Below are 23387 nucleotides of genomic sequence, written 5' to 3' on the forward strand. Positions count from 1 at the left end.
GCTGGATCTTCGGCGTCGGTCCGAATTCCTGGAGAGTGTCGCGATGCCCTGGACGAGTGCGGTGAGAGGCGTGTGTGCGGCAATGCTGCTGGCGTTCGCGGGCCTGGCCGCCGCGCATCCGGCGGTACCGCCGGCGGCGCCGGCCGCCGCGCCGGTGGTCGATCTGGAGGCGGTGCTGGTGACCGGCCAGCAGCCCGGTCCCGGACTGTGGCAGGTGCGCCGCGGCGACCACGTGCTGTGGATCCTGGGCACGGTGTCGCCGTTGCCCAAGCGCATGCAGTGGGCGTCGGGCGAGGTGGAGCGGGTGATCGGCCAGTCGCAGCAGGTGATCGCGGCGCCGACGCTGTCGCTGTCCTCGAACCTGGGCGTGTTCCGCAGCCTGCTGTTGCTGCCGTCGCTGCTGAAGGCGCGACGCAACCCGGACGGCCAGACCCTGCAGCAGGTACTGCCGGCCGACCTGTACGCGCAATGGCTGCCGCTGAAGGCGCGCTACCTGGGCCGCGACGCCAGCGTGGAAACGTGGCGGCCGGTGTTCGCCGCGCAGGAGCTGTACGAAGCGGCGATGCGCAAGTCCGGGCTGAGCATGGCCAGCGTCACCGCGCCGGTGATCGAGCGCGCGGCCAAGCGCGCCAAGGTGCCGATCGTGCCGGTGGTGGTGGAAGTGAAGGTGCCCGACGCCAAGCGCGCGCTGCAGGAATTCCGCGCGACGGCGCTGAACGACCGCAACTGCTTCGCGCGCACGCTGCAGGTCATCCAGGGCGACCTGGAAACGATGCGGCAGCGCGCCAATGCCTGGTCCGAGGGCGATCTCGACGCGCTCGGCAAGCTGCCGGGCAACGATCAGTACCGGGTGTGCATGGACGCGGTCGGCGAGGCGGCGATCGCGCGCAAGCTGGGCCTGGGCGATGTGCGCCAGCGCGCGCTGGGCAAGTGGCTGGAAACGGCGGAGCGGGCGCTGGCGCAGAACCGCTCCAGCTTCGCGGTGCTGTCGATGCAGGGCCTGCAGGAGGCAGACGGTCCGCTGGACCGGCTGCGCGCACGCGGTTACGAGGTGATCGCGCCTTGAGCGGGTGAGGTGCGACGCGCTGCCTACCTGCCCGCGCCGCACCTGCCGTTCACGCCGTGGCCAGGCGCGCCGCGGCGTCAGCCGGCCGCGGTACGCGCTGCGTTGGCGCCGGTCGCCAGCTGCGGCCAGCGCGCCAGGATCGCCGCGCGGATGCCGGCGGCGTCGATCCCGGCTTCGGCCAGCAACTGCTCGCGGCTGGCGTGGTGCTGGAATGCGTCGGGCAGGCCCAGGTGCAGCACCGGGCGCAGCACGCCTTCGGCATTGAGCAGCTCGGCCACGCCGGAACCGGCGCCGCCGGCCACCACGTTGTCCTCGATGGTCACGAAGCCGTCGTGGCTGCGCGCCAGCTCGAGCAGCAGCGCGCGGTCCAGCGGTTTGACGAAGCGCATGTTGACCACGCTCAGGCCGAACTCGCGGCCGACCTGTTCGGCCGCCGCCACGGTCGCGCCGAACGCCAGCAGCGCCAGCGTGGCGCCGTTCGCGCGGACCTGCGCCTTGCCGATCGGCAGCGTGTCCAGCGCCGTGCCGGGCGCCACGCCGGGACCGGTGCCGCGCGGATAGCGCACCGCGGCCGGACCGGCGTGCTGCAGGCCGGTGCTGAGCATCTGCCGGCACTCGGCCTCGTCGGCCGGGGCCATCACCACCAGATGCGGCACGCAGCGCAGGAAGCTCAGGTCCAGGTTGCCGGCATGGGTGGCGCCGTCCGGGCCGACCACGCCGCCGCGGTCGATCGCGAACAGCACGTCGAGCTGCTGCACCGCCACGTCGTGCACCAGCTGGTCGTAGCCGCGCTGCAGGAAGGTCGAGTAGATCGCCACCACCGGCTTGGCGCCCTGCGTGGCCATGCCCGCCGCCAGCGTCACCGCATGCTGCTCGGCGATCGCCACGTCGAAGTAGCGCTGCGGGTATTCCTTGCTGAAGCGCACCAGGCCCGAGCCTTCGCGCATCGCCGGGGTGATCGCCAGCAGCGTCGGTTCGGCGGCGGCCATGTCGCAGATCCAGTCGCCGAACACGTCGGTATAGGTCGGCGCCTTGGCGCCCGGCTTGGACACCAGACCCTTGCTGGGATCGAACGGGCCGACCGCGTGGTAGCCGATCTGGTCGCCCTCGGCCAGTTCGTAGCCCTTGCCCTTGGTGGTGATCACGTGCAGCAGTTGCGGACCCTTGAGCGTCTGCAGCGTCTTCAGCGCGCCGATCAGGGCCGGCAGGTCGTGGCCGTCGATCGGCCCGGTGTAGTGGAAGCCCATCTCCTCGAACAGCGTGGAGGGCACGAACATGCCCTTCCAATGCTCCTCCCAGCGGCGCACGAAACGCGCGGTGGGATTGCTCTTCTTGTCGCCGAGGATCTTCTTGCCGCCTTCGCGGATCGCATTGAGGGTCTTGCTGCCGCTCATCCGGCCGAGCATCTTGGTGACCCCGCCGACCGCTTCGGAGATCGACATGCGGTTGTCGTTGAGGATCACCAGCAGGTTCGGTTCCGGGTCCATGCCGCCGGCGTGGTTCAAGGCCTCGTAGGCCATGCCGGCGGTCATCGCGCCGTCGCCGATCACCGCCACCACCTTGCGCTCGTCGCCGGCGCGCTGCAGCGCGATGGCCATGCCCAGCGCCGCGGAGATCGAGGTGGAGGAATGGCCGACGCCGAAGGTGTCGTACTCGCTCTCCTCGCGCTTGGGAAACGGTGCCACGCCACCGGCCTGCTTGACCGAATGGATCTCGTCGCGCCGCCCGGTCAGGATCTTGTGCGGATAGGTCTGATGGCCGACATCCCACACCAATCGGTCGACCGGGGTGTCGTAGAGATAGTGCAGGGCCACGGTGAGTTCGATCACGCCCAGGCCGGCGCCGAAATGGCCGCCGCTCTTGCCGACGCACTCGATCAGGTAGGCGCGCAGTTCCTCCGCGATCGCCGGCAGCTCCGACTCCTCGAAGCGGCGCAGTTCGGCGGGGATCTGGATGCGCGAGAGGCGCGGATAGCGGGTGGGATCGATCATCGGGATTAGGGTTCAGCGGACCGTCCATTTTCCTCCCCATTCCGGGCACGGGCAAGCAACCCGTTCAGTTGCGCACGGGCGCAGGCCACGCTGGCAGGGAGGTGCGGCAATCCGTCGCAGTGCGCGGCGCGTTGCGCGCCGGCCTGGCGGTCAGACCGACAGCTTGGAACGCTTGGGCAATTGCGCCTTCAGGAACGACATCTGGTCGGCGAGGATGTTGCGGTTGGACAGGATCAGGTGCTCGATCCAGCTCGGCCGGTACGGGACCGCCAGCAGCGGCATCGACGCCTGCTGCGGGGTGCGGTTGCCCTTGCGCGAGTTGCAGTGGAAACACGCGGTGACCACGTTCTCCCAGGTGTCGCGGCCGCCCTTGGAGACCGGCAGCACGTGGTCGCGGGTCAGTTGCGGGCGGCTGAACTGCTGGCCGCAGTACAGGCACAGCTGCGCGTCGCGGGCGAACAGCGCGGTATTGGTCAAGGTGGGCGTGGGATCGAGCGCGCGCGAGCGGGCATGGCCGCGCGCGGCGATGATCGGATGCAGGTGCAGCACGCTGCGCTCGCCGCTGGCGCGCGACATGCCGCCATGGATGTGCATGCACGGCTCGCCCAGGGTCCAGGCCACCGCGCCGCGCGCATACAGGCAGGCGGCCGATTGCCAGTTGATCCAGTCCAGCACCCGGCCATGCGCATCCAGCGACAGCAGGCGCACCGAAGGCAGGTGGGTAGGGGGCGACGAAAACGACGCGTCGCCGGCCGAAGCGGCGAAGGCTCCGGTATCGATCAGACCACGCGTTGTTGTGTCTGTCTCCATCGGGAAAACAGCTTATACCCGATTGTTGACGATTTGTGTATCGAAGCGGGACGGATCTGCGCGGCCGGCGCAGTGCGCCGCCGGTCGCGCAGCGCACCTTGCTCAGAAGTGCGCGTCGGCCATCGCCATCAGCGGTTCGGCACCGGCCTCGATCACCGCGGCGTGGGTCAGCGTGCGCGGAAGGAGCTTGGCGTAGTAGAAGCGCGCGGTCTCGCGCTTGGACTGCTTGAACGCTTCGCTCTGCGCCGATGCATCCGCGGCGGCGACGCTGCGCGCCCACCAGTAGGCCAGCACCACGTAGCCGGAATAGAACACGTAGTCGTAGCTGGCCGCGCCCAGCTCGTCGGCATTGCCGGCGGCGCGCTGCAGGATGCGCTTGGTCAGCGCCGCCCATTCGCCGGCCTTCTCGCGCAGCGGGCCGACGAACTCGGCCACGGCCGGATTCTCGGCATGCTCGGCGAGGAAGGCCTCGATCTGCGCCAGGAACAGCTTCAGTCCCGCGCCCTGGCTGGACGCGGTCTTGCGCCCGATCAGGTCCAGCGCCTGGATGCCGGTGGTGCCTTCGTACAGCGTGGTGATGCGGGCGTCGCGCGCCAGCTGTTCCATGCCGTGCTCATGGATGTAGCCGTGGCCGCCGAAGCACTGCAGCGCGTGATAGGTGTTCTCCACGCCCCATTCGGTCTGGCAGGCCTTGGAGATCGGGGTCAGGAAACTGACCAGCACGTCGGCCTGCTCGCGCTCGGCCGGGTCCTGCGCGTGGTGGGCGATATCGATCAGGGTCGCCGCGTGCAGCGCCAGCAGGCGGCTGCCTTCGGTCAGCGCCTTCACCGTCAGCAGCATGCGGCGCACGTCCGGATGCACCAGGATCGGGTCGGCCGGCTTGTCCGGCAGCTTGGCGCCGGTCAGCGAACGCGACTGCAGGCGTTCGCGCGCATAGCGCAGGGCGTTCTGGTAAGCGCGCTCGGACAGGCCGATGCCCTGCAGGCCGACGCCCAGCCGCGCCGTGTTCATCATCGTAAACATGGCCTGCAGGCCCTTGTGCGGCTGACCGACCAGGTAGCCTTCGGCGCCGTCGAAGTTCATCACACAGGTGGCCGAGCCGTGGATGCCCATCTTGTGCTCCAGCGAGCCGCAGCGCACCGCGTTGCGCGCGCCGACGCTGCCGTCGCGGGCGACCTTGAACTTGGGCACCACCAGCAGCGAAATGCCCTTGGCCCCGGCCGGCGCATCCGGCAGCCGCGCCAGCACCAGGTGCACGATGTTGTCGGTGAAGTCGTGCTCGCCGGCGGTGATGAAGATCTTGGTGCCGCTGACCGACCAGCTGCCGTCGGCATTGGGTTCGGCGCGGGTCTTGAGCAGGCCCAGGTCGGTGCCGCAGTGCGGCTCGGTCAGGCACATGGTGCCGGTCCAGCGGCCATCCACCAGTGGCTTCAGGAACACTTCCTGCTGCCAGGCCTCGCCATGCTGCTTCAGCGCCTCGACCGCGCCATGCGACAGCAGCGGGAAGTTGCCCCAGGCCAGGTTGGCGGCGTTGACCATCTCGTTGAGCGGCACGCCCAGGGTATGCGGCAGGCCCTGGCCGCCGAACTCGGTGGCCGCGGTCAGGCCGGTCCAGCCGCCGTCGGCGAACTGCCGGTAGGCCTCGCGAAAGCCGGGTGCGGTGGTGACCGCGCCGGTAGCCGCGTCCAGCGTGCAGCCGTGTTCGTCGCCGACCCGGTTCAGCGGCGCCAGGACGCTGCCGGTGAAGCGCGCGGCTTCCTCCAGCACGGCATCGACCACGTCGGTGGTGGCCTCGGCATAGCCGAGGCGGGCGAACAGCGCTTCCACCTGCAGCACGTCGTGCAGCGCGAAGCGCAGGTCGGTCAGCGGGGCTTGGTAGGTGCTCATGCGGTCGCTCGAACAGAGGCCGCGGCGCGGCCGAGGTGCGCAGGATACTACGGCGTATGGATGTGGGGCGGGGATTCGGGATGGGGGATTCGGGATTCGCAACGGCCGTCGCGCGGCGGAAGATCGGAACCGGCTGTCGCTTTTACGAATCCCCAATCCCGAATCACGGCTCCCCATGCACCGTAACCGTCGCGGTCATGCCGGCGGCCAGGACCGTGCCGCGCGGCACGCTGGCCGGATCGATGCGCACCCGTACCGGCACCCGCTGCGCCAGGCGGATCCAGTTGAAGGTGGGGCTGACGTCGGCGAGCAGCGAGGCGCTGGTCGGGTTGTCGCTGTCGGCGATGCCGCGGGCGATGCCTTCGACCTTGCCGTGCAGCATCACTCCGCCGCTCATCAGGCGGATATCGGCGCGATCGCCGACGTGCACCCGCGGCAGCTTGGTTTCCTCGAAGTAGCCGTAGATCCACATCGCGTCGTCGCGTACCAGCGCCAGCCGCGCGCTGCCGGCCTGGGCGTAGTCGCCGACGCGCACGTCCAGGTTGGTGACGTAGCCGTCGGCAGTGGCGCGCACCTGGGTGCGTTGCAGGTCCAGTTCGGCCAGATCGACCGCGGCCTGCGCCTGCGCCACCGCCGCCAGCGCCTGCGCCTGTGCGGCGCTGGCCTGGCCGCGCACGGCGGCGGTGCGGTGCACGTCGGCCTGCGCCGAGCGCGCGGTGGCCTCGGCATCGGAACGGGCCTCGGCCGAGATCACCGACGCGGCGCGGGCGCGGCGTTCGGCCTGCGCGCGGCGCATCTGGAATTCGGCCTCGCTGGCGGCCTGGCTGGCGGCCGCGGCGGAGATGCTGGCACCGGCCGAGCGCGCCTGCGCCTGCGCCGCGGCCAGGTCGGCGCGGGCCTGCGCCAGGGCCAGCTCGAAGCGCCGGCGGTCGACGCTGAACAAGACGTCGCCGCGCTCGACGTGCTGGTTGTCGGCCACCGCGACCGCATCGACCAGGCCGGACACGTCCGGGGCGATGCGCACCACCTCGGCACGCACGCGGCCGTCGCGGGTCCACGGCGACAGCATGTAGTGCCGCCACAGGGCGTGCGCGAGCAGGGCGGCGATCAGCACGATCGCGGCGGTCAGGGCGAAACGGATCAGGGCGGATGTCTTCATGGCGGGACTCACGGCAAAAGGAGCAGGCCGAGCGCGGCGAACACGCCGACGTACAGGGCCAGACGGAACAGCGGCGGATGCCAGGCGTAGCGGTACAGCCCGGCGCGGCCGGCGAGCGCATCCACCGCCCAGGCGGCGAACAGCAGCGCCACCGCCAGCACCAGCAGGCCGGGCACGTACACGCCGGCGATCGAGATTTCAGCGGGCAGCGCCATCGGCGGCTCCTGGCGAGGTCGGGGCGGGCGCATGCCCGGCAGCGAGGGCGGCGAGCACCGAGTCGGCATCGAGCAGTGCGCCACGCAGCAGGTGCAGGTGTTCGCGGGTGCGCTTCCAGCGCAGCGGCACCGCGCCGTCGAGACGGCTCGCCGCCAGCGCCGCATCGATGCGCTGCAGGGCCAGCCGATGGCGTTCGGCCGAAGGTGCCAGGTACAGCTCGGCCAGTGACTGCACCGCAGCGTCCACATCGGTGGCCAGCGCGTGCGGCAGGTCGCCGTCGGCCGCGTCGCGGCGCAGCTCGACCAGGGTGCGCCCGGTCTCGTGCACCGACAGCGCCCAGCCCAACAGGTCGCGCAGCTCGTCGCTGCCCGGCGGGGTATGCGCGACGATCTGCTGGAACAGGTCGCGGTTGACGCTCTCCAGGCGCAGGTGCAGGCCGGGCAGCGGCGCGCGTGCGGCCAGTGTGGTCTGCCGGCGCAACTGTTCCAGCAGGCGCTGGCGATGCCAGCGCGTGCCGATCACCGGCGGCACGAAAACGAACGCCACGCTCACCGCCAGCGTGCCCAGCAGCAGCGGCACCACGCTGTTGAAGGTGGTGACGGCATTGAAACTCGGCGTCGGCTGCACCGCCAGGATCGAGACGAAGGCCAGATTGGTGCCGGTGGCGAAGCCGAACAGCGCCGGCTTGGAGGCCAGGTACAGGGTCAGCAGCAGGAACGGCGCGGTGCCGGCGACGAACAGGCCGTAGCCATCCATCTGCGGCAGCACCAGCAACTGGCAGACCGCGCCCAGCGCGGCGCCGAACACGAAGCCCTTGAACAGCGAACGCGCCGCCGCCGGTGCGTTGGCGCTGGACGACAGGATCGCGCTCAACGCCACCGCCTGGAACACCGCGGTGGCGCCGCTGATCCAGCCGGCCTGGATCCATAGCCAGCACATCGCCGCCACCAGCAGCGCGCTGCGCAGCGCGGTCAGCGCGGCGGCCGCGTAGTCGTTGCCGCGCAGGAACACGGCGGTGTCGCCGCCGGCCTGCGGCGTGCGCCACTGCTGCGGGGCGACCAGCGCGGCCTCCGCGGCGACGTAGTCGTGCAGCTCGCCGAAGAAGCGCCGCAGCAGCGACACGCCGGTGTCGAAATCTTCGTGGCGCGCGCTCGGCAGGGTGTCGCGCACTGCGGCGGCTCGCGGCGCCAGCGCATCGCGGCATTCGGCCAGCCGGCGCGCGGTCTCGACGGTGCGTTCGCGGCCGCCGCGTTCGCTCAGCGCGGCTTTCAGCGGCCGGTACAGGCCGATCAGCGCTTCGGCGACATCGCCTTCGGCCTGGCGCAGCAGGCGGTTGATGTAGTGATGCAGCGACTGGAAGCTGGTGGACACCGCCATGAAGCGCTGGTTGAGCAGGCGCAGGCGGCCGCTGCGCACGCGTGCCTCCGGGTCCTCGAACACCACCGAACTGCGCAGGTCCTCGATCTGCACCGCGTCGCGGACGAAGCGCAGGTGCGCCTGTTCCATCGACGCGCGCGACAACTGGCCGCCGGTGGCGTCGCGGACGAAATCCAGGAAGCCGTCGTAGGCGCGGCGCACCGTGTCGCGCAGGGTCTGGCGCAAGCGGCTGGGGAACACCACGTCGCTGATCACGCCGGTCACCAGCAGCCCCAGCAGCACCTCGGTGACGCGCGCGGTGACCAGCGCGAACACGTTCTGCGGCTGGTTCACCGCCGGCAGCGCGATCAGCGCCACGGTGTAGCCGGACAGCACGAACGCGTACGCCTTGAAGTTGCGGTACAGCAGCGCGCCGCCGGTGCACAGGCCGATCCAGATCGCCAGCACCAGCACGAACAGCACCGGTTCCTGCGGGAACAGCGCCACCATCGCCAGCGCGGCGACGCTGCCGATCAGCGTGCCCAGCACGCGGTAGAAGCCTTTCGCGAACACCATGCCGGTCTGCCGGTGCATCACCACCACCACGGTGATCATCGCGGTCATCGGCGAGGACAGGTCCAGGCGCAGCGCGATCCAGCCGGCCAGATAGATCGACAGCAGCGTGCGCAGCACGAACAGCCAGGCCTCGCCTTCGCCGCGCAGGGCGTCGGCCAACACGGCGCGCAAGCGCGGCGGGGCCGCGGCGGCGTTGGCTGCGACATCGGTACCGCGCGCGCTCATGCGTCGCCTTCCACGCTGCGCAGCAATTGCTTCAGCAAGGCTTCCAGCTGCGCCAGTTCGGCGCTCTCCAGGTGCTGCGTGTAACCGCGCAGCTGCGCGAACACGTCGGGCATGAATGCCTGGATCAGGCGCTCGCCCTCGGCGGTCAGGCGCAGCAGCAACATGCGCCGGTCCTCGGCGCTGGGGGTGCGCTGGATCAGGCCCTTGTCGACCAGGTGGCTGGTCAGGCGGGTGATGTTGGCCGACTTCTCGCTGGCCGCGTCGCTCAACTGCGACGGGTTCAAGGTCCCGTCCGGGCTGGCGTCGATCATCATCAGCACGTTGTATTCGGAGTAGTTCAGGCCGTAGGCGCGCAGCATGTCGTTGCCCTGATCCAGGATCAGCTTGTGCAGCAGCTTGATCAGGCGCACCACCGCGGCCGCGTCGCGAGGGAACCCCGGATGCTTCTGGCCGGTGACGTCCAGGCGCTGCTCGGTGGCGGTGAAGCGGCTCATGGCTGGCTAGGCATTTGGTACATATATATATATTACATTTGTGTATTAAATGCGCGGTAATGGCAGCTGAACGCGTGCTCGGCGGGACGGCGCTCTTGGGTCGGAGATGGGGCGACGGCAGCGGTCGCGAAGCGGCCCGGGCAATGGCGGGCCTGCCAGCGCAGCGGTTGCGGGGGCTGGCTGAAGCGCCGATCGACCGGCACGGCGTCGCTGCCCCTAGGTCACAGCGGGCGTACGAAGTGAAGGCGGGACCGCGCCGCGCTGGCGCGGCGGGATGCGGCTAGCGCAGGACGCCGTCCAGTCCGGGCGCGGGGGTGAGCATATTGCGCGTATCGATCTCGAACGTGCGCTGCTTCTTCTCTTCCGGGGTGGCGTCGATGCTGCCCTTGAGGGTGTAGTCGAGGCTGCGGCGGCCGGCCAGGGCATCGGCGATGGCGATGCGCGCGGCCGAACTCGGGCGCAGCGCGACGCTGACCACGTCCGCCGTTTCCGGCCCGATCGAGATGCCGGGTGCGAGCTGCAAGGTCCCCGCGGCTTCGCCGCCCACGCCCAGGTCCAGGCGTACGCCGTCGTAACGCATCGGGATGCTGCTGTAGTTCTGCAGGCGCAACTCCACCTTCCAGCTGCCGTCCATGTTGACGGTGAGCTGCTGCAGGCTGGCCGCGGGGTCGGACACGCGCCGCACCATGCCGTCGCCGCAGGCGGCCAGCAGCGCAGTGCACAACACGAGCAAGCCGAAGCGAAGCCGCTGACGCATGACCGATTCCAGGACGTGAAGACCGGCGAAGAATACTACGGCGCCCAGGGACCCGGCGTGGCGAGCGCCGGGCCACCGTCGCGCGTCGCCTGCGGCGAGCCGCCAGCCGCGCGCACCTTGGTGGCGCGGTTTCTCTGGAAGCCACGCCGTCTCCAGCCCGGCGTTGCGGTCGTTGCCCGAGTGCTTCGGCGCTCCGCTGTCCCGGCGCTTCGACGCGCTCAGGTGCTTCGACACGCTCGGGTGCGGCGCCGCTCCAGTGCCACCGCGGCACGTCATCGGCTGCACCGCCTTGCGGGCTGCAGGTCGGCGGCGTTCGCGGCTTCCGGGCGAAGGCGTCCGCGGCCAGCTTTGCGGCAGGGCCGGCTGGCCGGTCACCGGCATGGACGCCCTACGGCAGCGTCGTCGACCCAGCGGCGAACGCGCCGGATCTGCCAGCGCCGCGGTGTCCTTGGCTGCCTGGCCTATGACCATCACCAGCGGCATCCGTGCCCGTGCATAGGCCAGGCGCCGAGGACGCCTTCAGCATGCGCGGCGGCGGAATCCGGCGCAGTCGGCGCGGGCCGTGTCGTCCGGTAGGAAAATTCCGAAATGCCGCACTTGCCCAATCCCGAACGCATCGCTATGATGCGCGTCCCCGCACCGGTCCTGCCGCGTTGCGCAGTGGCCGAGTAGCTCAGTTGGTAGAGCAGGGGATTGAAAATCCCCGTGTCGGCGGTTCGATTCCGTCCTCGGCCACCATTCCATGAAAGGCCTGCAGAAATGCAGGCCTTTTTCTTTGCGCTGCCGTGTCCCGCGGCGCGATGACGGGTGTCTCGCAGGGGAGGGCGCGCCCGGCCGGTGGAACGCGGGCCCGCGATGCCCAGCACCTGCGACGGGCCGGGCGAGCACACGCATTGTGTGCCGACTTCCGCATTGGAGCTGGCCTATTCATGCTATCGCCCGAGGAAGCGACTGCGTTTACGCTCGTAGACAAGTGCGGCAATTCTCAGGTTTGCCGTGATGTAACGCTCAACTATGCGGGGCCGATGTCGTAATCATGTGCACATGGTTAATCTGAGAGCGGGCCAGTGCACAAGGAATTGACGCGGCTATGTGTACTGGCCCTTGCATTGGCGGTGGCCGGTGGCGCCGGCGCCGCGCCGGCGTTGAGCAAGCTGGATCCCGCCTATCAGGCCGGTCACGATCCGGCCGCGCCGTATATCGAGCAGGTCGGCTCCGAGTGCGTGATGGTCAACGTGTACCTGGAGCAGCGCGACGGTGTCGTCCAGCAAGTCATCCTGCGCGAGCCGGTGGAATGCAGTAACAGCAGCCAAGGCCAGGACCTTGCCGTGGCCGACCTTTCGCCCTAGCGCGTCGGCGTGGCACGTTTGCGGCTTCCGTTCCTGGTCGTCGCAGCGGGCGGCACCTGTTTCGCCAGTTGCCGGGTAGGCGAGGCGCCGTGTTGAATGCGCTGCGCCCACACGTCGCGCGGACTGCGTAATTCGTGCACTGCTTTCTTGCGTAGCGCTGGCCTGCCGCCGCGGCGCGCGCCTTCGGTTGTGGTGTTGTCATGGCATGCCGCCGCAATGGCGGTTCGTCGCAGGCCTGCACGAAGGCTGCGCTTTACATCGCCGCGCCGCTCCTGCATAAGGCTGGTCTTCTCCTTTTTTGCAGGAACGTCCGCATGCGTCCTCCATCGCTCGCGATGCTGCTGGCCTGCCTGCTGTGCCTGGCGCTGCCGGCACGGGCCGCGCAACCGGTGACGTCGGTCGCCGAGTTCGATCTCGGCCGCTATGCCGGGCAGTGGCACGAAATCGCGCACCTGCCGGTGTCGTTCCAGAAGAAATGCGTCGCCGACATCACCGCGGCCTACGTGCTGCGCGACGACGGGCTGATCGGCGTGCGCAACGCCTGCCGTACCGGCAAGGGCGACATGCTCGCCGCCGAGGGCGTGGCGCGGCGGGTGGCCGGCCATCCCGGGCGGCTGCAGGTACGGTTCGCGCCGGATTGGCTGGCCTGGGTGCCGCTGGTCTGGGCCGACTATTGGGTGATCGCGCTGGATCCGGATTACCAGTGGGCGCTGATCGGCGAGCCGGATCGCAAGTATCTGTGGGTGCTGTCGCGTTCGCCGCGGATGCCTCGCGCGCTTTTCGAGCAGGTCAAGGCCAAGGCGCGGGCGATGGGCTACGACCTGGATCCGCTGTTGGTCGTCGCGCCGCTGGAGTGAGCGGCCTGCCGGTCGGCGCGCAAGAGCGGCGCAGCGCCGCTAGCCGGCGAAGCAGGCGCGGGCAGCATCGAGCAGCCGCGCGCTGGCGCCGTCCCGCAGCAGTTGCCGCGGCGTCTGTCCGCCGAGCTGCGCGTGGCTGCCGTTGAGCCACTGCGACAGCGCGGCACGGTCGCCGCCGCAGCCGTTGCAGACGATGCAGATCGTCTCGCCGACATCGAGCAGGTGCTCGCTGCGCAACGTTGCCAACGTGTCCGCATCGCGCCCTAGCCAGTCGAGCACGCGTTGCGCGTCCTCGGTGGAGCCGTAGCTGGCGCCGTCGATCAGCGACAGCGTGTCGGTCGAACGCGATAGCCGGCCGGCCTTGTCGCGCTCGGCGCGGCGCATGCCTTGCAGCACGGCCTTGATACGTTGTTCGTTTGAAGCTGGCTGCGACATGGAAATGCACTGGCGATGAGTAGCGGTCGACAGGTGTACCGCAGTCATTCTGTACGTAGCGTCACCTCGCCGTCGGCAAGCCGCGCGCGCAGGCGGTCGCCGGGCGCAACCTGCGTGGTCGAGCGCACCAGCGTGCCGTCGTCGACCCGGGTCAGGATCGCGTAGCCGCGCGTCACGGTGGCCAGCGGGCTGACCGTCTCCAGCGCGCGGGCCAGCGCGCGCAGGCGCTGCGTGTCGGCCTGCAGCTGCCGCGCCATCGCCGCTTGCGGGCGCCTGCCGAGCGCGAGCAGGCGCTCGTGCAGTGCGGCCAGGCGCCGTTGCGGCTGGGCTGCGCGCAAGACCGCGGCGGCGTGACGCAGGCGCGCGCCGCGGCGTTCCTGCTGTTGCCGCCACAATGCCAGCAGGCGGCGCGCGGCATCCTGCTGGCGGCGCTTCAGCATTTGCAGTTGCGCCTGCGGACTCTGCGCCTGCAGTCGCAGCGAGGCGCGATCGGCGCGCTGCATCGCCTGGCGCAGGCGGTGCTGCTGCCACTGCAGCAGCCGCGCGTGCTGGCCGCGCAGGCGTGCGGCGAGGTCGCGCTGGTCGGGGGCGAGCAGTTCCGCGGCGACCGATGGCGTCGGCGCGCGCAGATCGGCGGCGAAGTCGGCCAGGGTCACATCGGTCTCGTGGCCGACCGCCGACACCACCGGCGTGGCCGCGGCGGCGATCGCCCGCGCCAGGCGTTCGTCGTTGAACGCCCACAGGTCTTCCAGCGAGCCGCCGCCGCGGGTCAGCAGGATCGCGTCGTAGCGACCGCTGGCATCGGCGCGCTGCAGCAGCGAGGTGAGTTGCGCGGCGGCGCTGTCGCCCTGCACCAGGCTCGGCAGGATGTCCACTTCCAGCAGCGGCAGGCGCCGGCCGAGCACGCTCAGTACGTCGCGCACCGCCGCGCCGCTGGGCGAGGTGATCACCGCCAGGCGGCGCACGAAGGCGGGCAGGGCGCGTTTGCGCTCGCTGGCGAACAGGCCCTCGGCGGCGAGCCTGGCCTTGAGTTCCTCGAACGCGCGGCGCAACGCGCCTTCGCCGGCTTCCTCCAGGTGATCCAGCACCAGTTGGTAGTCGCCACGCGCCTCGTACAGGGTCAGCCGGCCGCGCGCGAGCACGCGCAGGCCTTCGCGCGGAACGAACTTCAGCCATTGGCTCTTCGGCTTGAACATCGCGCAGCGCACCTGCGCGCGCGCGTCCTTCAGGGTGAAGTACAGATGTCCGGACGAGGGTCGGGTGACGTTGCCCAGCTCGCCTTCCACCCAGGCCAGCGGGAACGCGCTTTCCAGCAGGTCGCGCGCCAGCGTGTTGAGCTGGCTGGGGCTGAGGATCTGGTCGTCGCGATCGGGCATGCGGGCGGTGCGTGGGCGTGCGGGGCGCCTATCCTCGCACGTCGCCGTGAGCGGCCGGTCGCGGCAACGCGACCTCGCCGGCAGACGCCCGGTCCGCATGCTGCGCCAGCGCCCACTGCACGTGTTCGCGCACCAGCGGCGAGGCGTGCTGCGCGCGCGTGCCCAGCGCGGCCAGCACCTGCGGTGTGCTCGGCGCATTGCCCAGTGCCACCGCCAGGTTGCGCAGCCAGCGCTCGTGGCCGCTGCGGCGGATCGCGCTGCCTTCGGTGCGGCGCAGGAACTCGTCCTCGTCCCAGGCGAACAGCTGCGCCAGCGTGGCCCGGTCGAGATCGTTGCGCGCGCGGAAATCAGGTTCGTCGCTGCGCTTGGCGAACTTGTTCCAGGGGCACACCAGCTGGCAGTCGTCGCAGCCGAAGATGCGGTTGCCGATCGCCGGGCGCAGCTCCTCGGGAATCGCGCCGTCGTGCTCGATGGTCAGATAGGCGATGCAGCGGCGCGCGTCCAGCCGGTACGGGGCGACGATCGCCTGGGTCGGGCACACGTCGATGCAGCGCGTGCAGGTGCCGCAGTGCGCGCTGGCCGGCGGATCGATCGGCAACGGCAGGTCGACGTAGATCTCGCCGAGGAAGAACCAGGAGCCGCCGTTGCGGTCGATCAGGCAGGTGTGCTTGCCGATCCAGCCCAGGCCGGCGTCGCGCGCCAGGGCGCGCTCCAGCACCGGCGCCGAATCGACGAAGACGCGATGGCCGAACGGGCCGATCTCGGCCTGGATACGCTCGGCCAGTTTCTGCAGGCGGTTGCGCATCAGCTTGTGGTAGTCGCGGCCCAGCGCGTAGCGGGCGACGTAGGCGCGCTCGCCATCGTGCAGCGTGTCCCAGGCCGAATCGTCGTCGTTGCGTCCGTAGTCCAGGCCGACCGAGATCACCCGCAGCGTGCCTGGAATCAGTTCGGCCGGACGTGCGCGCTTGTCGCCATATTGCGCCATCCATTGCATCGTGCCGTACAGGCCTTGCGCCAGCCAGTCGCGCAGATGCGCTTCGTCCTGCTGCAGCTCGATCCCGGCGATGCCGCAGCGCTGGAAGCCGAACTCGCGCGCCAGCGTGCGGATGCGCGCGGCAACGGTGTGGGGATCGGCGGGGGCGACGCTGCTGGACATGGCGCAAGTATAGAATCCCGCGCATGTCCGACTCGTTCGATCTCTACGATACCGCCGCCGCGCGGCGCATCGATGCGCAGGCCACGGCCTTGCTCGGCGGCGACGGCTACACGCTGATGCAGCGTGCCGGCCAGGCCGCCTGGCAGACGCTGCTGCAGCATTGGCCGCAGGCGCAGCGCATCCTGGTGGCCTGCGGCACCGGCAACAATGGGGGCGATGGCTACGTGCTGGCGCGGCTGGCGCATTGCGCCGGACGCCGCGTGCGCGTGCTGCATCTGCCTGGGCGTGGCCCGCAATCGGCGTTGGCGCAACGCGCCTGTACCGACTACATCGGCGTCGGCGGCCGTATCGAGGTGTTCGATGCGGCGCTGGACCAGGCCGACGTGGTCGTCGACGCGTTGCTCGGCATCGGCCTCAATCGCGCGCCCGACGCAGAACTGGCCGCGCTGCTCGGCGCGCTCGCCGGACTCGGTGCGCCGGTGTTGGCGCTGGACGTGCCCAGCGGCGTGGACGCCGAACACGGCACCGTGCCGGGTGCGGCATTGCCGGCGACGCTGACCGTGCAATTCATCGTCGCCCATGCCGGCTTGCATACCGGGGCGGCGCTGAACCATGTCGGCGCCACTGCGTTGGCGACGCTGGAGGTGCCGGCCGCCGCATTCGACGGCTGCGCGGCGCAGGCCCAGGCCTGGACCGGCGCGGCGCTGGCCGCGCGCCTGGCGCCGCGGCGGCGCGACAGCCACAAGGGCGATTCCGGGCATGTGCTGTGCATCGGCGGCAACCTCGGCAGCGGCGGTGCGGTCATGCTCGCCGCCGAATCGGCGTTGCGCAGCGGTGCCGGCCTGGTCAGCGTGGCGACCCGCGACGCGCATGTCGCGCCGTTGCTGGCGCGGTGTCCGGAGGCGATGACGCACGCGGTCGAGGACGGCGCCGCGCTGGCCCCATTGCTGCGCAAGGCGAGCGTGGTCGCGCTGGGGCCCGGGCTGGGCCAGGACGAATGGGCGCAGGGCCTGTGGCGGCTGGCGCTGGCGGCGGAGCTGCCGTCGGTGATCGACGCCGATGCGCTGAACCTGCTGGCGCAGGCGCCGCGCGCGTTGCCGAACGCCGTGCTGACCCCGCATCCGGGCGAAGCCGGGCGCCTGCTCGGCATCGCCACCGTCGAGGTGCAGCGCGACCGCTTCGCCGCCGCCGCGGCACTGGCCGAGCGCTACCAGGCCGTGGTGGTGCTGAAAGGTGCCGGCAGCATCGTCGCCGCGCCGGGGCGGGTCCCGCGGGTCATCGCCGCCGGCAATCCGGGCATGGCGGTCGGCGGCATGGGCGATCTGCTGACCGGGGTGATCGCGGCGCTGCGTGCGCAAGGCCTGGCCGCCTTCGAAGCGGCCAGCGTCGGTGCGTTGCTGCATGCGGCCGCCGGCGATCGCGCCGCCGCCGCCGGCCAGCGCGGCCTGCTGCCGTCCGACCTGCTGCCGGCGCTGCGCCACCTGGCCAATCCGGAAGCGAACCGATGATGCGGCTCCATCTGCAAGACAGCGACGCCACCGAGCGCCTCGGCCAGGTCCTGGCCGCCACGCGTCCGGCGCAGGCGATGGTGCATCTGCGCGGCGATCTGGGTGCCGGCAAGTCGACCCTGGCGCGGGCGCTGCTGCGCGCGCTGGGCGTGCAGGGCGCGATCCGCAGTCCGACCTACACATTGGTCGAGCGCTATCCGTTGCCCGACGGCGAAGCCTGGCACCTGGACCTGTATCGCATCGGTGCCGCCGGCGAACTGGATTTCCTGGGGTTGGACGAGGCATCGGCGACCCTGTGGCTGGTGGAATGGCCGGAACGCGGCGGCGATGTGCTGCCGCCTGCCGACCTGGTCGTGGCCCTGGCGCTGCACGACGAGGGGCGCGCCGTGCAGCTGCAGGCCGGCACGGCGGTGGGCTCGGCCTGGCTGTCGCGGATGGCCGAACGGGATGACTTGCGGGGTTTTTCTGCCGGCTGACACTAGGAAGTGCAGGCAGGTTATGGATTATTAAGGGAAAACCGCTTGTGTTTATGTGCGCGGGATGCTTGAATCGCCTCCATGCGCCTGGGGACCCGTTTTTTCGCCTGTTCCGCCATCGCCGCAGGCTGGTGCCTAGCGGCGCAATCGGCGTTTGCGGGTCAGGTCCAGGCGGTTTCGCTCGGTAATGGCGCCACCGGCACGCGTGCCGAGATCCGGCTGCAGGGCAGCGGTGGCTTCACCACGCTGACCCTGGCCAACCCCAACCGGTTGGTCGTCGATCTGCCCGAATCCTCCGCCGCGCAGGGCCTGAAGCTGCCTGCCGGAAACGGGGTGGTCACGGCCGTGCGTACCGGTCATCCGGTCCCCGGTACCTTGCGCATCGTGTTCGACCTGAGCAGCCCGGTGGTGGCGTTCAAGCCGCAGATGCAGACCGTGGCCGGCAGTTCGGTGCTGGTGATCGAATGGCCGGGCGATGCGTCGTCGGCCAAGCCGGTGGTCAATGCCGGCAATGGCGCGGCAACGCCCGCGCCGACGGCATCCACGGCGCCCACCGCTGCGGCGGTTGAACCCAAGCCGACGCCCGATCCGCGCCTGGAAGCGGCGCGCGCGACGGCGGCCCTGACCTCGTCGGTGGTGCAACGCGCGGCACCGCCGCAGCCGCCGACACCAGTACAGACACCGACGACGACCGGGGCGGTTCGCCCGGGCGTCGTGCCGGCACCACCGGCCGCTGCACCAGGGACTTCCGTTACCTCGATGGCACCGACCGCATCCGCATCCGCGTCGGTCGGCGCCGCCGTGCCGGCGCAGCAAGGCGTCGTCGCGCCGACGCCGACGCCCGACCGGCCCGACGCGGCCAGCATCGACGATGTGGCCGCCGCTGCTGCCGCCGAGGCGCGCCCGGTGATGCCGAGCGCACCGTCGCGGGTGGCGATGAAGCCGGGCATGCGGCCGTTGATCGTGGCCATCGATCCTGGCCATGGCGGCCAGGATCCCGGCGCGATGGGGCCGACCGGCAAGCGCGAGAAGGATGTGACCCTGGCGATCGGCCGCGAACTGGCGCGGCAGATCAACGCCACGCCGGGCATGAAGGCCTACATGACCCGCGATACCGACGTGTTCATTCCACTGCCGATGCGCGCGCAGAAGGCGCGCGCGGCCAAGGCTGACATCTTCATTTCGATCCACGCCGACGCCGCCGAGAACCGCAGCGCGACCGGCTCTTCGGTGTATGTCCTCTCGACCAAGGGCGCCTCCTCGCAGCGCGCGCGCTGGCTGGCGGACAAGGAAAACGCGGCCGACCTGGTCGGTGGCGTGCGTCTGCAGAAGACCGACAGCACCCTGGCCAGCGTGTTGCTGGACCTGGCGCAGAGCGGGCACATGAAGGCCTCGGAAGACGCGGCCGGACATGTGCTGGGCGGGCTCAAGCGGATCGGCAACAACCACAAGCCGGAGCTGGAGCGCGCCAACTTCGCGGTGCTGCGCACCTCGGACATGCCGGCGATGCTGGTCGAGACCGCCTTCATCTCCAATCCCGACGAAGAGCGCCGGCTGACCGATCCGGGCTACCAGCGGCGCCTGGCCGGCGCGGTGCTGGACGGCGTCAATACGTTCTTTACCCGCCAGCCGCCGCCGGGCACGCTGTTCGCCGCGCGCGCGCAGGCCGAGGCGGAAGCGGCCAGCACCGTGGCCGGCGGCAGCCGCTGAGGCGCTCGGCTATCATCGCCGGCTGATCCCGATGGCGGCGTCCGCGCCGTGAGCCGTGCCGATGTCCTGTAACCGTTTCTGCTCTCCCGTTTCCGAATCCGGCGCGATCGCGCTGCGCCCGCATGGCGCTTGCGCGCCGCAGTGTGGGCGGGAGTCGGCATGAGCATTCGCCAATTGCCCGAGATCCTGATCAACCAGATCGCCGCAGGCGAAGTGGTGGAGCGTCCGGCCTCGGTGGTCAAGGAACTGGTCGAGAACGCGCTGGATGCCGGCGCGCGCCGCGTCGACATCGACCTGGAAGAAGGCGGCGTGCGCCTGATCCGGATCCGCGACGATGGCGGCGGCATTCCCCCCGAGGAACTGCCGCTGGCGGTGTCGCGGCACGCGACCAGCAAGATCGCCTCGCTCGACGACCTGGAATCGGTCGGCACGCTCGGGTTCCGCGGCGAAGCGCTGCCGTCGATCGCCTCGGTCAGCCGCTTCACCCTGGCCTCGCGCCGCCCCGGCGACGAGCACGGCGCCGCGCTGCAGGTCGATGGCGGCAAGGTCGGGCAGGTGCAGCCGCGCGCGCAGGCGCCGGGCACCACGGTCGAGGTGCGCGAACTGTTCTACAACGTGCCGGCGCGGCGCAAGTTCCTGCGCGCCGAGCGCACCGAACTGGGCCATATCGAGGAATGGCTGCGCTCGCTGGCGCTGGCGCGCCCGGATGTGGAACTGCGCGTGTCGCACAACGGCAAGCCGTCGCGGCGCTACAAGCCGGGCGACCTGTATTCGGACGCGCGACTGGGCGAGACCCTGGGCGAGGACTTCGCGCGGCAGGCGCTGCGCGTGGACCACAACGGCGCCGGGCTGCGCCTGCACGGCTGGATCGCGCAGCCGCATTATTCGCGCGCCAGCGCCGACCAGCAGTACCTGTACGTCAACGGCCGCTCGGTGCGCGACCGCAGCGTCGCGCATGCGGTGAAGATGGCCTATGGCGACGTGCTGTTCCATGGCCGGCAGCCGGCCTATGTGCTGTTCCTGGAACTGGAGCCGTCGCGGGTCGACGTCAACGTGCATCCGGCCAAGCACGAGGTGCGCTTCCGCGATGCGCGGCTGATCCACGACTTCGTCTATCGCACGCTGCAGGACGCGCTGGCGCAGACCCGCGCCGGCAGCACGCCGACCGCGGGCGATGCCGCGCAGGCGGCGGCCCTGGCGTACGCCGGCGGCGCGCAGCCGATGTCCGGCAACGCGAGCGGCGGTGGCTCCGGCGGCCAGGGCTACGGCGCGCAATGGCGCCCGGCGCAGTCGCCGCTCGGCCTGCGCGTCAACGAGGCGCCGGCCGCCTACGCCGCGCTGTACGCCGCGCCTGCAGGCGCGGCCGATGCCGCAGCGGGCATGCCGCTGCAGGCCCAGGATGCGGCCGGCGGCCTGCCGCCGACCTCGCCCGACAGCGGCGTGCCGCCGCTCGGCTATGCCATCGCGCAGCTGCACGGCATCTACATCCTGGCCGAGAACGCCGAAGGCCTGATCGTGGTGGACATGCACGCCGCGCACGAGCGCATCGGCTACGAGCGGCTGAAGAACGCGCACGACGGCATCGGCCTGCATGCGCAGCCGCTGCTGGTGCCGATCACCCTGGCGGTGGGCGAGCGCGATGCCGATACCGCCGAGCGCGAGGCGGAAACGCTGGCCGCGCTCGGCTTCGAGATCACCCGCAGCGGCCCGCAGTCGCTGCATGTGCGCAGCATCCCGGCGTTGCTGGCGCAGGCCGAGCCGGAAGCCCTGCTGCGCGACGTGCTGACCGATCTGCGCGAGCACGGCCACAGCCGCCGCGTCGCCGGCGCGCGCGACGAACTGCTGTCGACGATGGCCTGCCACGGCGCGGTACGCGCCAACCGGCGCCTCACCGTGCCGGAAATGAACGCGCTGCTGCGCGACATGGAGGCCACCGAGCGCTCCGGGCAGTGCAATCATGGGCGTCCGACCTGGGCCCGTTTCACGCTGGGCGAGATCGATCGTTGGTTCTTACGGGGGCGCTGATGGGCAAGCGGGGAAGGGCGGCGGCGCTGCTGGCAGCGCTGCTCGCGGTGGGTGCATGCGGCAAGCAGGCACCGGTGCCGGCCGCGCCGGCGGTCGCCGACAAGGCATTCCTGGCCGATGAGCAGCGCTGGCGCGAGCAGCGCAAGCAGGAGCTGCAGGCCGCCGATGGCTGGACCAGCCTGGTCGGCCTGCACTGGCTGGAACTGAAGGAGCATTACATCGGCAGCGGCCCCGGCAGCGGTATCCGCCTGGCGGTCGGGCCGGCACGGATGGCGCTGGTGTCGCGGGTGGGCGCCCAGGTGTTCCTGACCCCCGAACCCGCCGCGGCGCTGAGCCTGGACGGCAAGCCGTTGCTGCGGCGCACCCGCCTGTACAGCGACCACGATGCCACGCCCAGCGTGATCGAGTTCGACGGCGGCAAGGGCAAGCTGAGCCTGATCGAGCGCGGCGGCCGCTATGCGCTGCGGGTCAAGCACGCCGATGCGCCGACCCGGATCGGCTTCGCCGGGCTGCACTATTGGCCGATGGCCGAATCCTGGCGCATCCGCGGCCGCTTCGTGCCCAACGCGCCGGGCAAGACCCTGCCGATCGTCGACATCATCGGCGTCACCACCGAATCGCCGAACGCCGGCGCGCTGGAGTTCGAGCGCGACGGCAAGCGCTTCCGCCTGGAAGCGATCGGCGAACCCGGGCGCCCGCTGTTCGTGGTGTTCGCCGACCGCACCAGCGGCCGCGGCAGCTATCCGGCCGGGCGCTTCCTGGACGTGCCGGCGCCGAACGCCGACGGCAGCGTGGTGCTGGATTTCAACCGCGCCTACAACCCGCCGTGCGCGTTCACCCCGTTCGCGACCTGTCCGCTGCCGCCGCCGGAGAACCGGCTGGACCTGGCGGTGGAGGCCGGCGAGCAGGCCTATGCCGCCGCACACTGAACCGAGAGCCCCGACGATGCCGATCCCGCGCCTGCTGCGCTGCCTGCTGTTGTGTCTGACCCTGTTCGCCGCCGCGCCGGTGCCGGCGCGCACGCCGCCTCCGACGGCAACACCCAGCGCGACGCCTGCGCCGCCGACGCCGCTGTTGTGGAAAGTCAGCGGGCCGCGCGGCGCGCTGTACCTGCTCGGTTCGTTCCACCTGCTCAAGCCGGACGACTATCCGCTGGCGCACGAGGTGGATGCGGCCTACGCCGCGTCGCCGCGGCTGCTGTTCGAGCTGTCGCCGCAGGACGTGGAGTCGCCGCAGCTGGGCGCGCAGATGCTGCAGGCGGCGCAGCGCCAGGACGGTAAGCGCCTGCAGGACGATCTGGACACGGCCACCTGGCAACGCCTGCGCCGCTATGCCGCCGGCCACGGCCTGCCGCTGGAGCAGATGGGCGGATTCGAGCCGTGGTTCGTCGGCCTGAGCATCAGCATCGCCGAGATGAAGGCGCAGGGACTGCAGGCCGACGCCGGCCTGGACCGGCATTTCATGAACATGGCGGTGCAGGCCGGCAAGGCGGTCGAGGGCCTGGAAACCGCGCAGGCGCAGATCGCGATGCTCGACGGCATGGAGCCGGTGGAGCAGAAGCAGATGCTGATCGAAGCGCTGGACGACGCCGAGCAGGGCGCGGCGCAGACCCAGCGCCTGCACGATGCCTGGCGTCGCGGCGACGAGCGCCTGCTGTGGCAGGACATGGGCATGGAGATGAAGCGCGACTACCCGCGGCTGTACCAGCGCATCAACGTCGATCGCAACCAGGCCTGGGTGCCGCGGCTGGAGCAGCGCCTGCGCGACGGCCAGGGCGACACCCTGGTGGTGGTCGGCGCCTTGCATCTGCTCGGCCCCGATGGCGTGGTCGAGGCGTTGCGCGCGCGCGGCTACAAGGTCGAGCGGATCTGTACCGGTTGCCGGACGTCGCCAGCGCCGCGTTCGCGCTGAGCCCGCAGCGCGGTCGTGTGAGTGACATGTGTAGGAGCGGGGGGGGG

At 70.8% G+C, this 23387-nt stretch carries 20 protein-coding genes and 1 tRNA gene; 10 read left to right on the forward strand and 11 right to left on the reverse strand.

Going from position 1 to position 23387, the window contains the following annotated elements; translation table 11 throughout:
* The first annotated feature begins 82 nt into the window (after nt 1-82).
* Nucleotides 83-1066, forward strand: a complete 984-nt coding sequence (locus H9658_RS00505; RefSeq protein ID WP_225209652.1) for a TraB/GumN family protein — start codon at nt 83-85, stop codon at nt 1064-1066.
* A 77-nt stretch (nt 1067-1143) separates the two neighbouring features.
* Here H9658_RS00505 and dxs read toward each other — a convergent pair whose 3' ends face one another.
* The 8 genes from dxs to H9658_RS00545 all read right to left on the reverse strand — a co-directional run bounded on the left by dxs (nt 1144) and on the right by H9658_RS00545 (nt 10537).
* Nucleotides 1144-3057 carry a 1-deoxy-D-xylulose-5-phosphate synthase gene (gene dxs / locus H9658_RS00510; RefSeq protein ID WP_191823984.1) on the reverse strand — a complete coding sequence of 638 codons (1914 nt, stop codon included), beginning with the start codon at nt 3055-3057 and terminating at the stop codon, nt 1144-1146.
* A 150-nt stretch (nt 3058-3207) separates the two neighbouring features.
* Complete coding sequence (locus H9658_RS00515; protein WP_191823985.1) at nt 3208-3867, reverse strand: HNH endonuclease; 660 nt, start codon at nt 3865-3867, stop codon at nt 3208-3210.
* A 102-nt stretch (nt 3868-3969) separates the two neighbouring features.
* Nucleotides 3970-5754 (reverse strand): acyl-CoA dehydrogenase C-terminal domain-containing protein, encoded by a 1785-nt coding sequence (locus tag H9658_RS00520; protein ID WP_191823986.1) that lies wholly within the window; start codon nt 5752-5754, stop codon nt 3970-3972.
* A 163-nt stretch (nt 5755-5917) separates the two neighbouring features.
* Nucleotides 5918-6913 (reverse strand): biotin/lipoyl-binding protein, encoded by a 996-nt coding sequence (locus H9658_RS00525; protein WP_191823987.1) that lies wholly within the window; start codon nt 6911-6913, stop codon nt 5918-5920.
* A gap of 8 nt (nt 6914-6921) precedes the next feature.
* A complete protein-coding gene (locus H9658_RS00530) occupies nt 6922-7128 on the reverse strand; it encodes a DUF1656 domain-containing protein (RefSeq protein ID WP_179565340.1) in 207 nt (68 codons plus the stop codon).
* Nucleotides 7112-9286: an FUSC family protein gene (locus H9658_RS00535; RefSeq protein ID WP_191823988.1), complete on the reverse strand. Its 2175-nt coding sequence runs from the start codon at nt 9284-9286 to the stop codon at nt 7112-7114. The genes H9658_RS00530 and H9658_RS00535 overlap by 17 nt, the downstream gene beginning before the upstream one ends.
* Entirely contained in the window at nt 9283-9780 is a 498-nt protein-coding gene (locus H9658_RS00540; protein WP_191823989.1) for a MarR family winged helix-turn-helix transcriptional regulator, read from the reverse strand. The genes H9658_RS00535 and H9658_RS00540 overlap by 4 nt, the downstream gene beginning before the upstream one ends.
* Before the next feature lie 280 nt (nt 9781-10060).
* Nucleotides 10061-10537 (reverse strand): NDR1/HIN1-like protein, encoded by a 477-nt coding sequence (locus H9658_RS00545; RefSeq protein ID WP_191824261.1) that lies wholly within the window; start codon nt 10535-10537, stop codon nt 10061-10063.
* A gap of 662 nt (nt 10538-11199) precedes the next feature.
* Here H9658_RS00545 and H9658_RS00550 point away from each other — a divergent pair.
* The 3 genes from H9658_RS00550 (at nt 11200) to H9658_RS00560 (ending at nt 12743) form a co-directional block, all read left to right on the forward strand.
* A tRNA-Phe gene (locus tag H9658_RS00550) sits at nt 11200-11275 on the forward strand.
* 329 nt (nt 11276-11604) lie between these two features.
* Entirely contained in the window at nt 11605-11886 is a 282-nt protein-coding gene (locus H9658_RS00555) for a hypothetical protein (protein WP_241092830.1), read from the forward strand.
* Between the two features lie 314 nt (nt 11887-12200).
* Nucleotides 12201-12743 (forward strand): lipocalin family protein, encoded by a 543-nt coding sequence (locus H9658_RS00560; RefSeq protein ID WP_191823990.1) that lies wholly within the window; start codon nt 12201-12203, stop codon nt 12741-12743.
* Nucleotides 12744-12782: 39 nt separating this feature from the next.
* On the opposite strand, the gene H9658_RS00565 is transcribed toward H9658_RS00560, so the two are convergent.
* From H9658_RS00565 to queG, 3 genes are all read right to left on the reverse strand, one after another.
* Nucleotides 12783-13139, reverse strand: a complete 357-nt coding sequence (locus tag H9658_RS00565) for an antitoxin Xre/MbcA/ParS toxin-binding domain-containing protein (RefSeq protein WP_318241160.1) — start codon at nt 13137-13139, stop codon at nt 12783-12785.
* An 83-nt stretch (nt 13140-13222) separates the two neighbouring features.
* On the reverse strand, nt 13223-14554 hold the full coding sequence (gene xseA / locus H9658_RS00570) for an exodeoxyribonuclease VII large subunit (RefSeq protein ID WP_191823991.1): 1332 nt from the start codon (nt 14552-14554) through the stop codon (nt 13223-13225).
* A 28-nt stretch (nt 14555-14582) separates the two neighbouring features.
* Nucleotides 14583-15710 (reverse strand): tRNA epoxyqueuosine(34) reductase QueG, encoded by a 1128-nt coding sequence (gene queG / locus H9658_RS00575; RefSeq protein ID WP_191823992.1) that lies wholly within the window; start codon nt 15708-15710, stop codon nt 14583-14585.
* A 23-nt stretch (nt 15711-15733) separates the two neighbouring features.
* Between queG and H9658_RS00580 the strand changes: the two genes are divergently transcribed.
* The 6 genes from H9658_RS00580 to H9658_RS00605 all read left to right on the forward strand — a co-directional run bounded on the left by H9658_RS00580 (nt 15734) and on the right by H9658_RS00605 (nt 23340).
* Entirely contained in the window at nt 15734-17218 is a 1485-nt protein-coding gene (locus H9658_RS00580) for an NAD(P)H-hydrate dehydratase (RefSeq protein ID WP_191823993.1), read from the forward strand.
* Nucleotides 17215-17694 (forward strand): tRNA (adenosine(37)-N6)-threonylcarbamoyltransferase complex ATPase subunit type 1 TsaE, encoded by a 480-nt coding sequence (tsaE, locus tag H9658_RS00585; protein WP_191823994.1) that lies wholly within the window; start codon nt 17215-17217, stop codon nt 17692-17694. Before H9658_RS00580 ends, tsaE begins: the two co-directional genes overlap by 4 nt.
* A gap of 81 nt (nt 17695-17775) precedes the next feature.
* Entirely contained in the window at nt 17776-19404 is a 1629-nt protein-coding gene (locus H9658_RS00590; protein WP_191823995.1) for an N-acetylmuramoyl-L-alanine amidase, read from the forward strand.
* Between the two features lie 159 nt (nt 19405-19563).
* Nucleotides 19564-21429: a DNA mismatch repair endonuclease MutL gene (mutL, locus tag H9658_RS00595; protein WP_191823996.1), complete on the forward strand. Its 1866-nt coding sequence runs from the start codon at nt 19564-19566 to the stop codon at nt 21427-21429.
* Nucleotides 21429-22358 (forward strand): DUF1684 domain-containing protein, encoded by a 930-nt coding sequence (locus H9658_RS00600; RefSeq protein ID WP_191823997.1) that lies wholly within the window; start codon nt 21429-21431, stop codon nt 22356-22358. The genes mutL and H9658_RS00600 overlap by 1 nt, the downstream gene beginning before the upstream one ends.
* Before the next feature lie 16 nt (nt 22359-22374).
* Nucleotides 22375-23340 carry a TraB/GumN family protein gene (locus H9658_RS00605; RefSeq protein ID WP_191823998.1) on the forward strand — a complete coding sequence of 322 codons (966 nt, stop codon included), beginning with the start codon at nt 22375-22377 and terminating at the stop codon, nt 23338-23340.
* Nucleotides 23341-23387: the final 47 nt, after the last annotated feature.

Source organism: Xanthomonas bonasiae (assembly GCF_014836395.1).
Taxonomy (GTDB): domain Bacteria; phylum Pseudomonadota; class Gammaproteobacteria; order Xanthomonadales; family Xanthomonadaceae; genus Xanthomonas_A; species Xanthomonas_A bonasiae.

Excerpts from the sequence above, each read along its gene's own strand:
- queG (WP_191823992.1), bottom strand. The coding sequence starts at position 15,710 with ATGTCCAGCAGCGTCGCCCCCGCCGATCCCCACACCGTTGCCGCGCGC.
- H9658_RS00505 (WP_225209652.1), top strand. The coding sequence starts at position 83 with ATGCTGCTGGCGTTCGCGGGCCTGGCCGCCGCGCATCCGGCGGTACCG.
- mutL (WP_191823996.1), top strand. The coding sequence starts at position 19,564 with ATGAGCATTCGCCAATTGCCCGAGATCCTGATCAACCAGATCGCCGCA.
- H9658_RS00580 (WP_191823993.1), top strand. The coding sequence starts at position 15,734 with ATGTCCGACTCGTTCGATCTCTACGATACCGCCGCCGCGCGGCGCATC.
- H9658_RS00535 (WP_191823988.1), bottom strand. The coding sequence starts at position 9,286 with ATGAGCGCGCGCGGTACCGATGTCGCAGCCAACGCCGCCGCGGCCCCG.
- H9658_RS00605 (WP_191823998.1), top strand. The coding sequence starts at position 22,375 with ATGCCGATCCCGCGCCTGCTGCGCTGCCTGCTGTTGTGTCTGACCCTG.
- H9658_RS00515 (WP_191823985.1), bottom strand. The coding sequence starts at position 3,867 with ATGGAGACAGACACAACAACGCGTGGTCTGATCGATACCGGAGCCTTC.
- H9658_RS00545 (WP_191824261.1), bottom strand. The coding sequence starts at position 10,537 with ATGCGTCAGCGGCTTCGCTTCGGCTTGCTCGTGTTGTGCACTGCGCTG.
- H9658_RS00520 (WP_191823986.1), bottom strand. The coding sequence starts at position 5,754 with ATGAGCACCTACCAAGCCCCGCTGACCGACCTGCGCTTCGCGCTGCAC.
- H9658_RS00600 (WP_191823997.1), top strand. The coding sequence starts at position 21,429 with ATGGGCAAGCGGGGAAGGGCGGCGGCGCTGCTGGCAGCGCTGCTCGCG.
- H9658_RS00560 (WP_191823990.1), top strand. The coding sequence starts at position 12,201 with ATGCGTCCTCCATCGCTCGCGATGCTGCTGGCCTGCCTGCTGTGCCTG.
- H9658_RS00540 (WP_191823989.1), bottom strand. The coding sequence starts at position 9,780 with ATGAGCCGCTTCACCGCCACCGAGCAGCGCCTGGACGTCACCGGCCAG.
- H9658_RS00590 (WP_191823995.1), top strand. The coding sequence starts at position 17,776 with ATGCGCCTGGGGACCCGTTTTTTCGCCTGTTCCGCCATCGCCGCAGGC.
- H9658_RS00530 (WP_179565340.1), bottom strand. The coding sequence starts at position 7,128 with ATGGCGCTGCCCGCTGAAATCTCGATCGCCGGCGTGTACGTGCCCGGC.
- tsaE (WP_191823994.1), top strand. The coding sequence starts at position 17,215 with ATGATGCGGCTCCATCTGCAAGACAGCGACGCCACCGAGCGCCTCGGC.
- xseA (WP_191823991.1), bottom strand. The coding sequence starts at position 14,554 with ATGCCCGATCGCGACGACCAGATCCTCAGCCCCAGCCAGCTCAACACG.
- H9658_RS00525 (WP_191823987.1), bottom strand. The coding sequence starts at position 6,913 with ATGAAGACATCCGCCCTGATCCGTTTCGCCCTGACCGCCGCGATCGTG.
- dxs (WP_191823984.1), bottom strand. The coding sequence starts at position 3,057 with ATGATCGATCCCACCCGCTATCCGCGCCTCTCGCGCATCCAGATCCCC.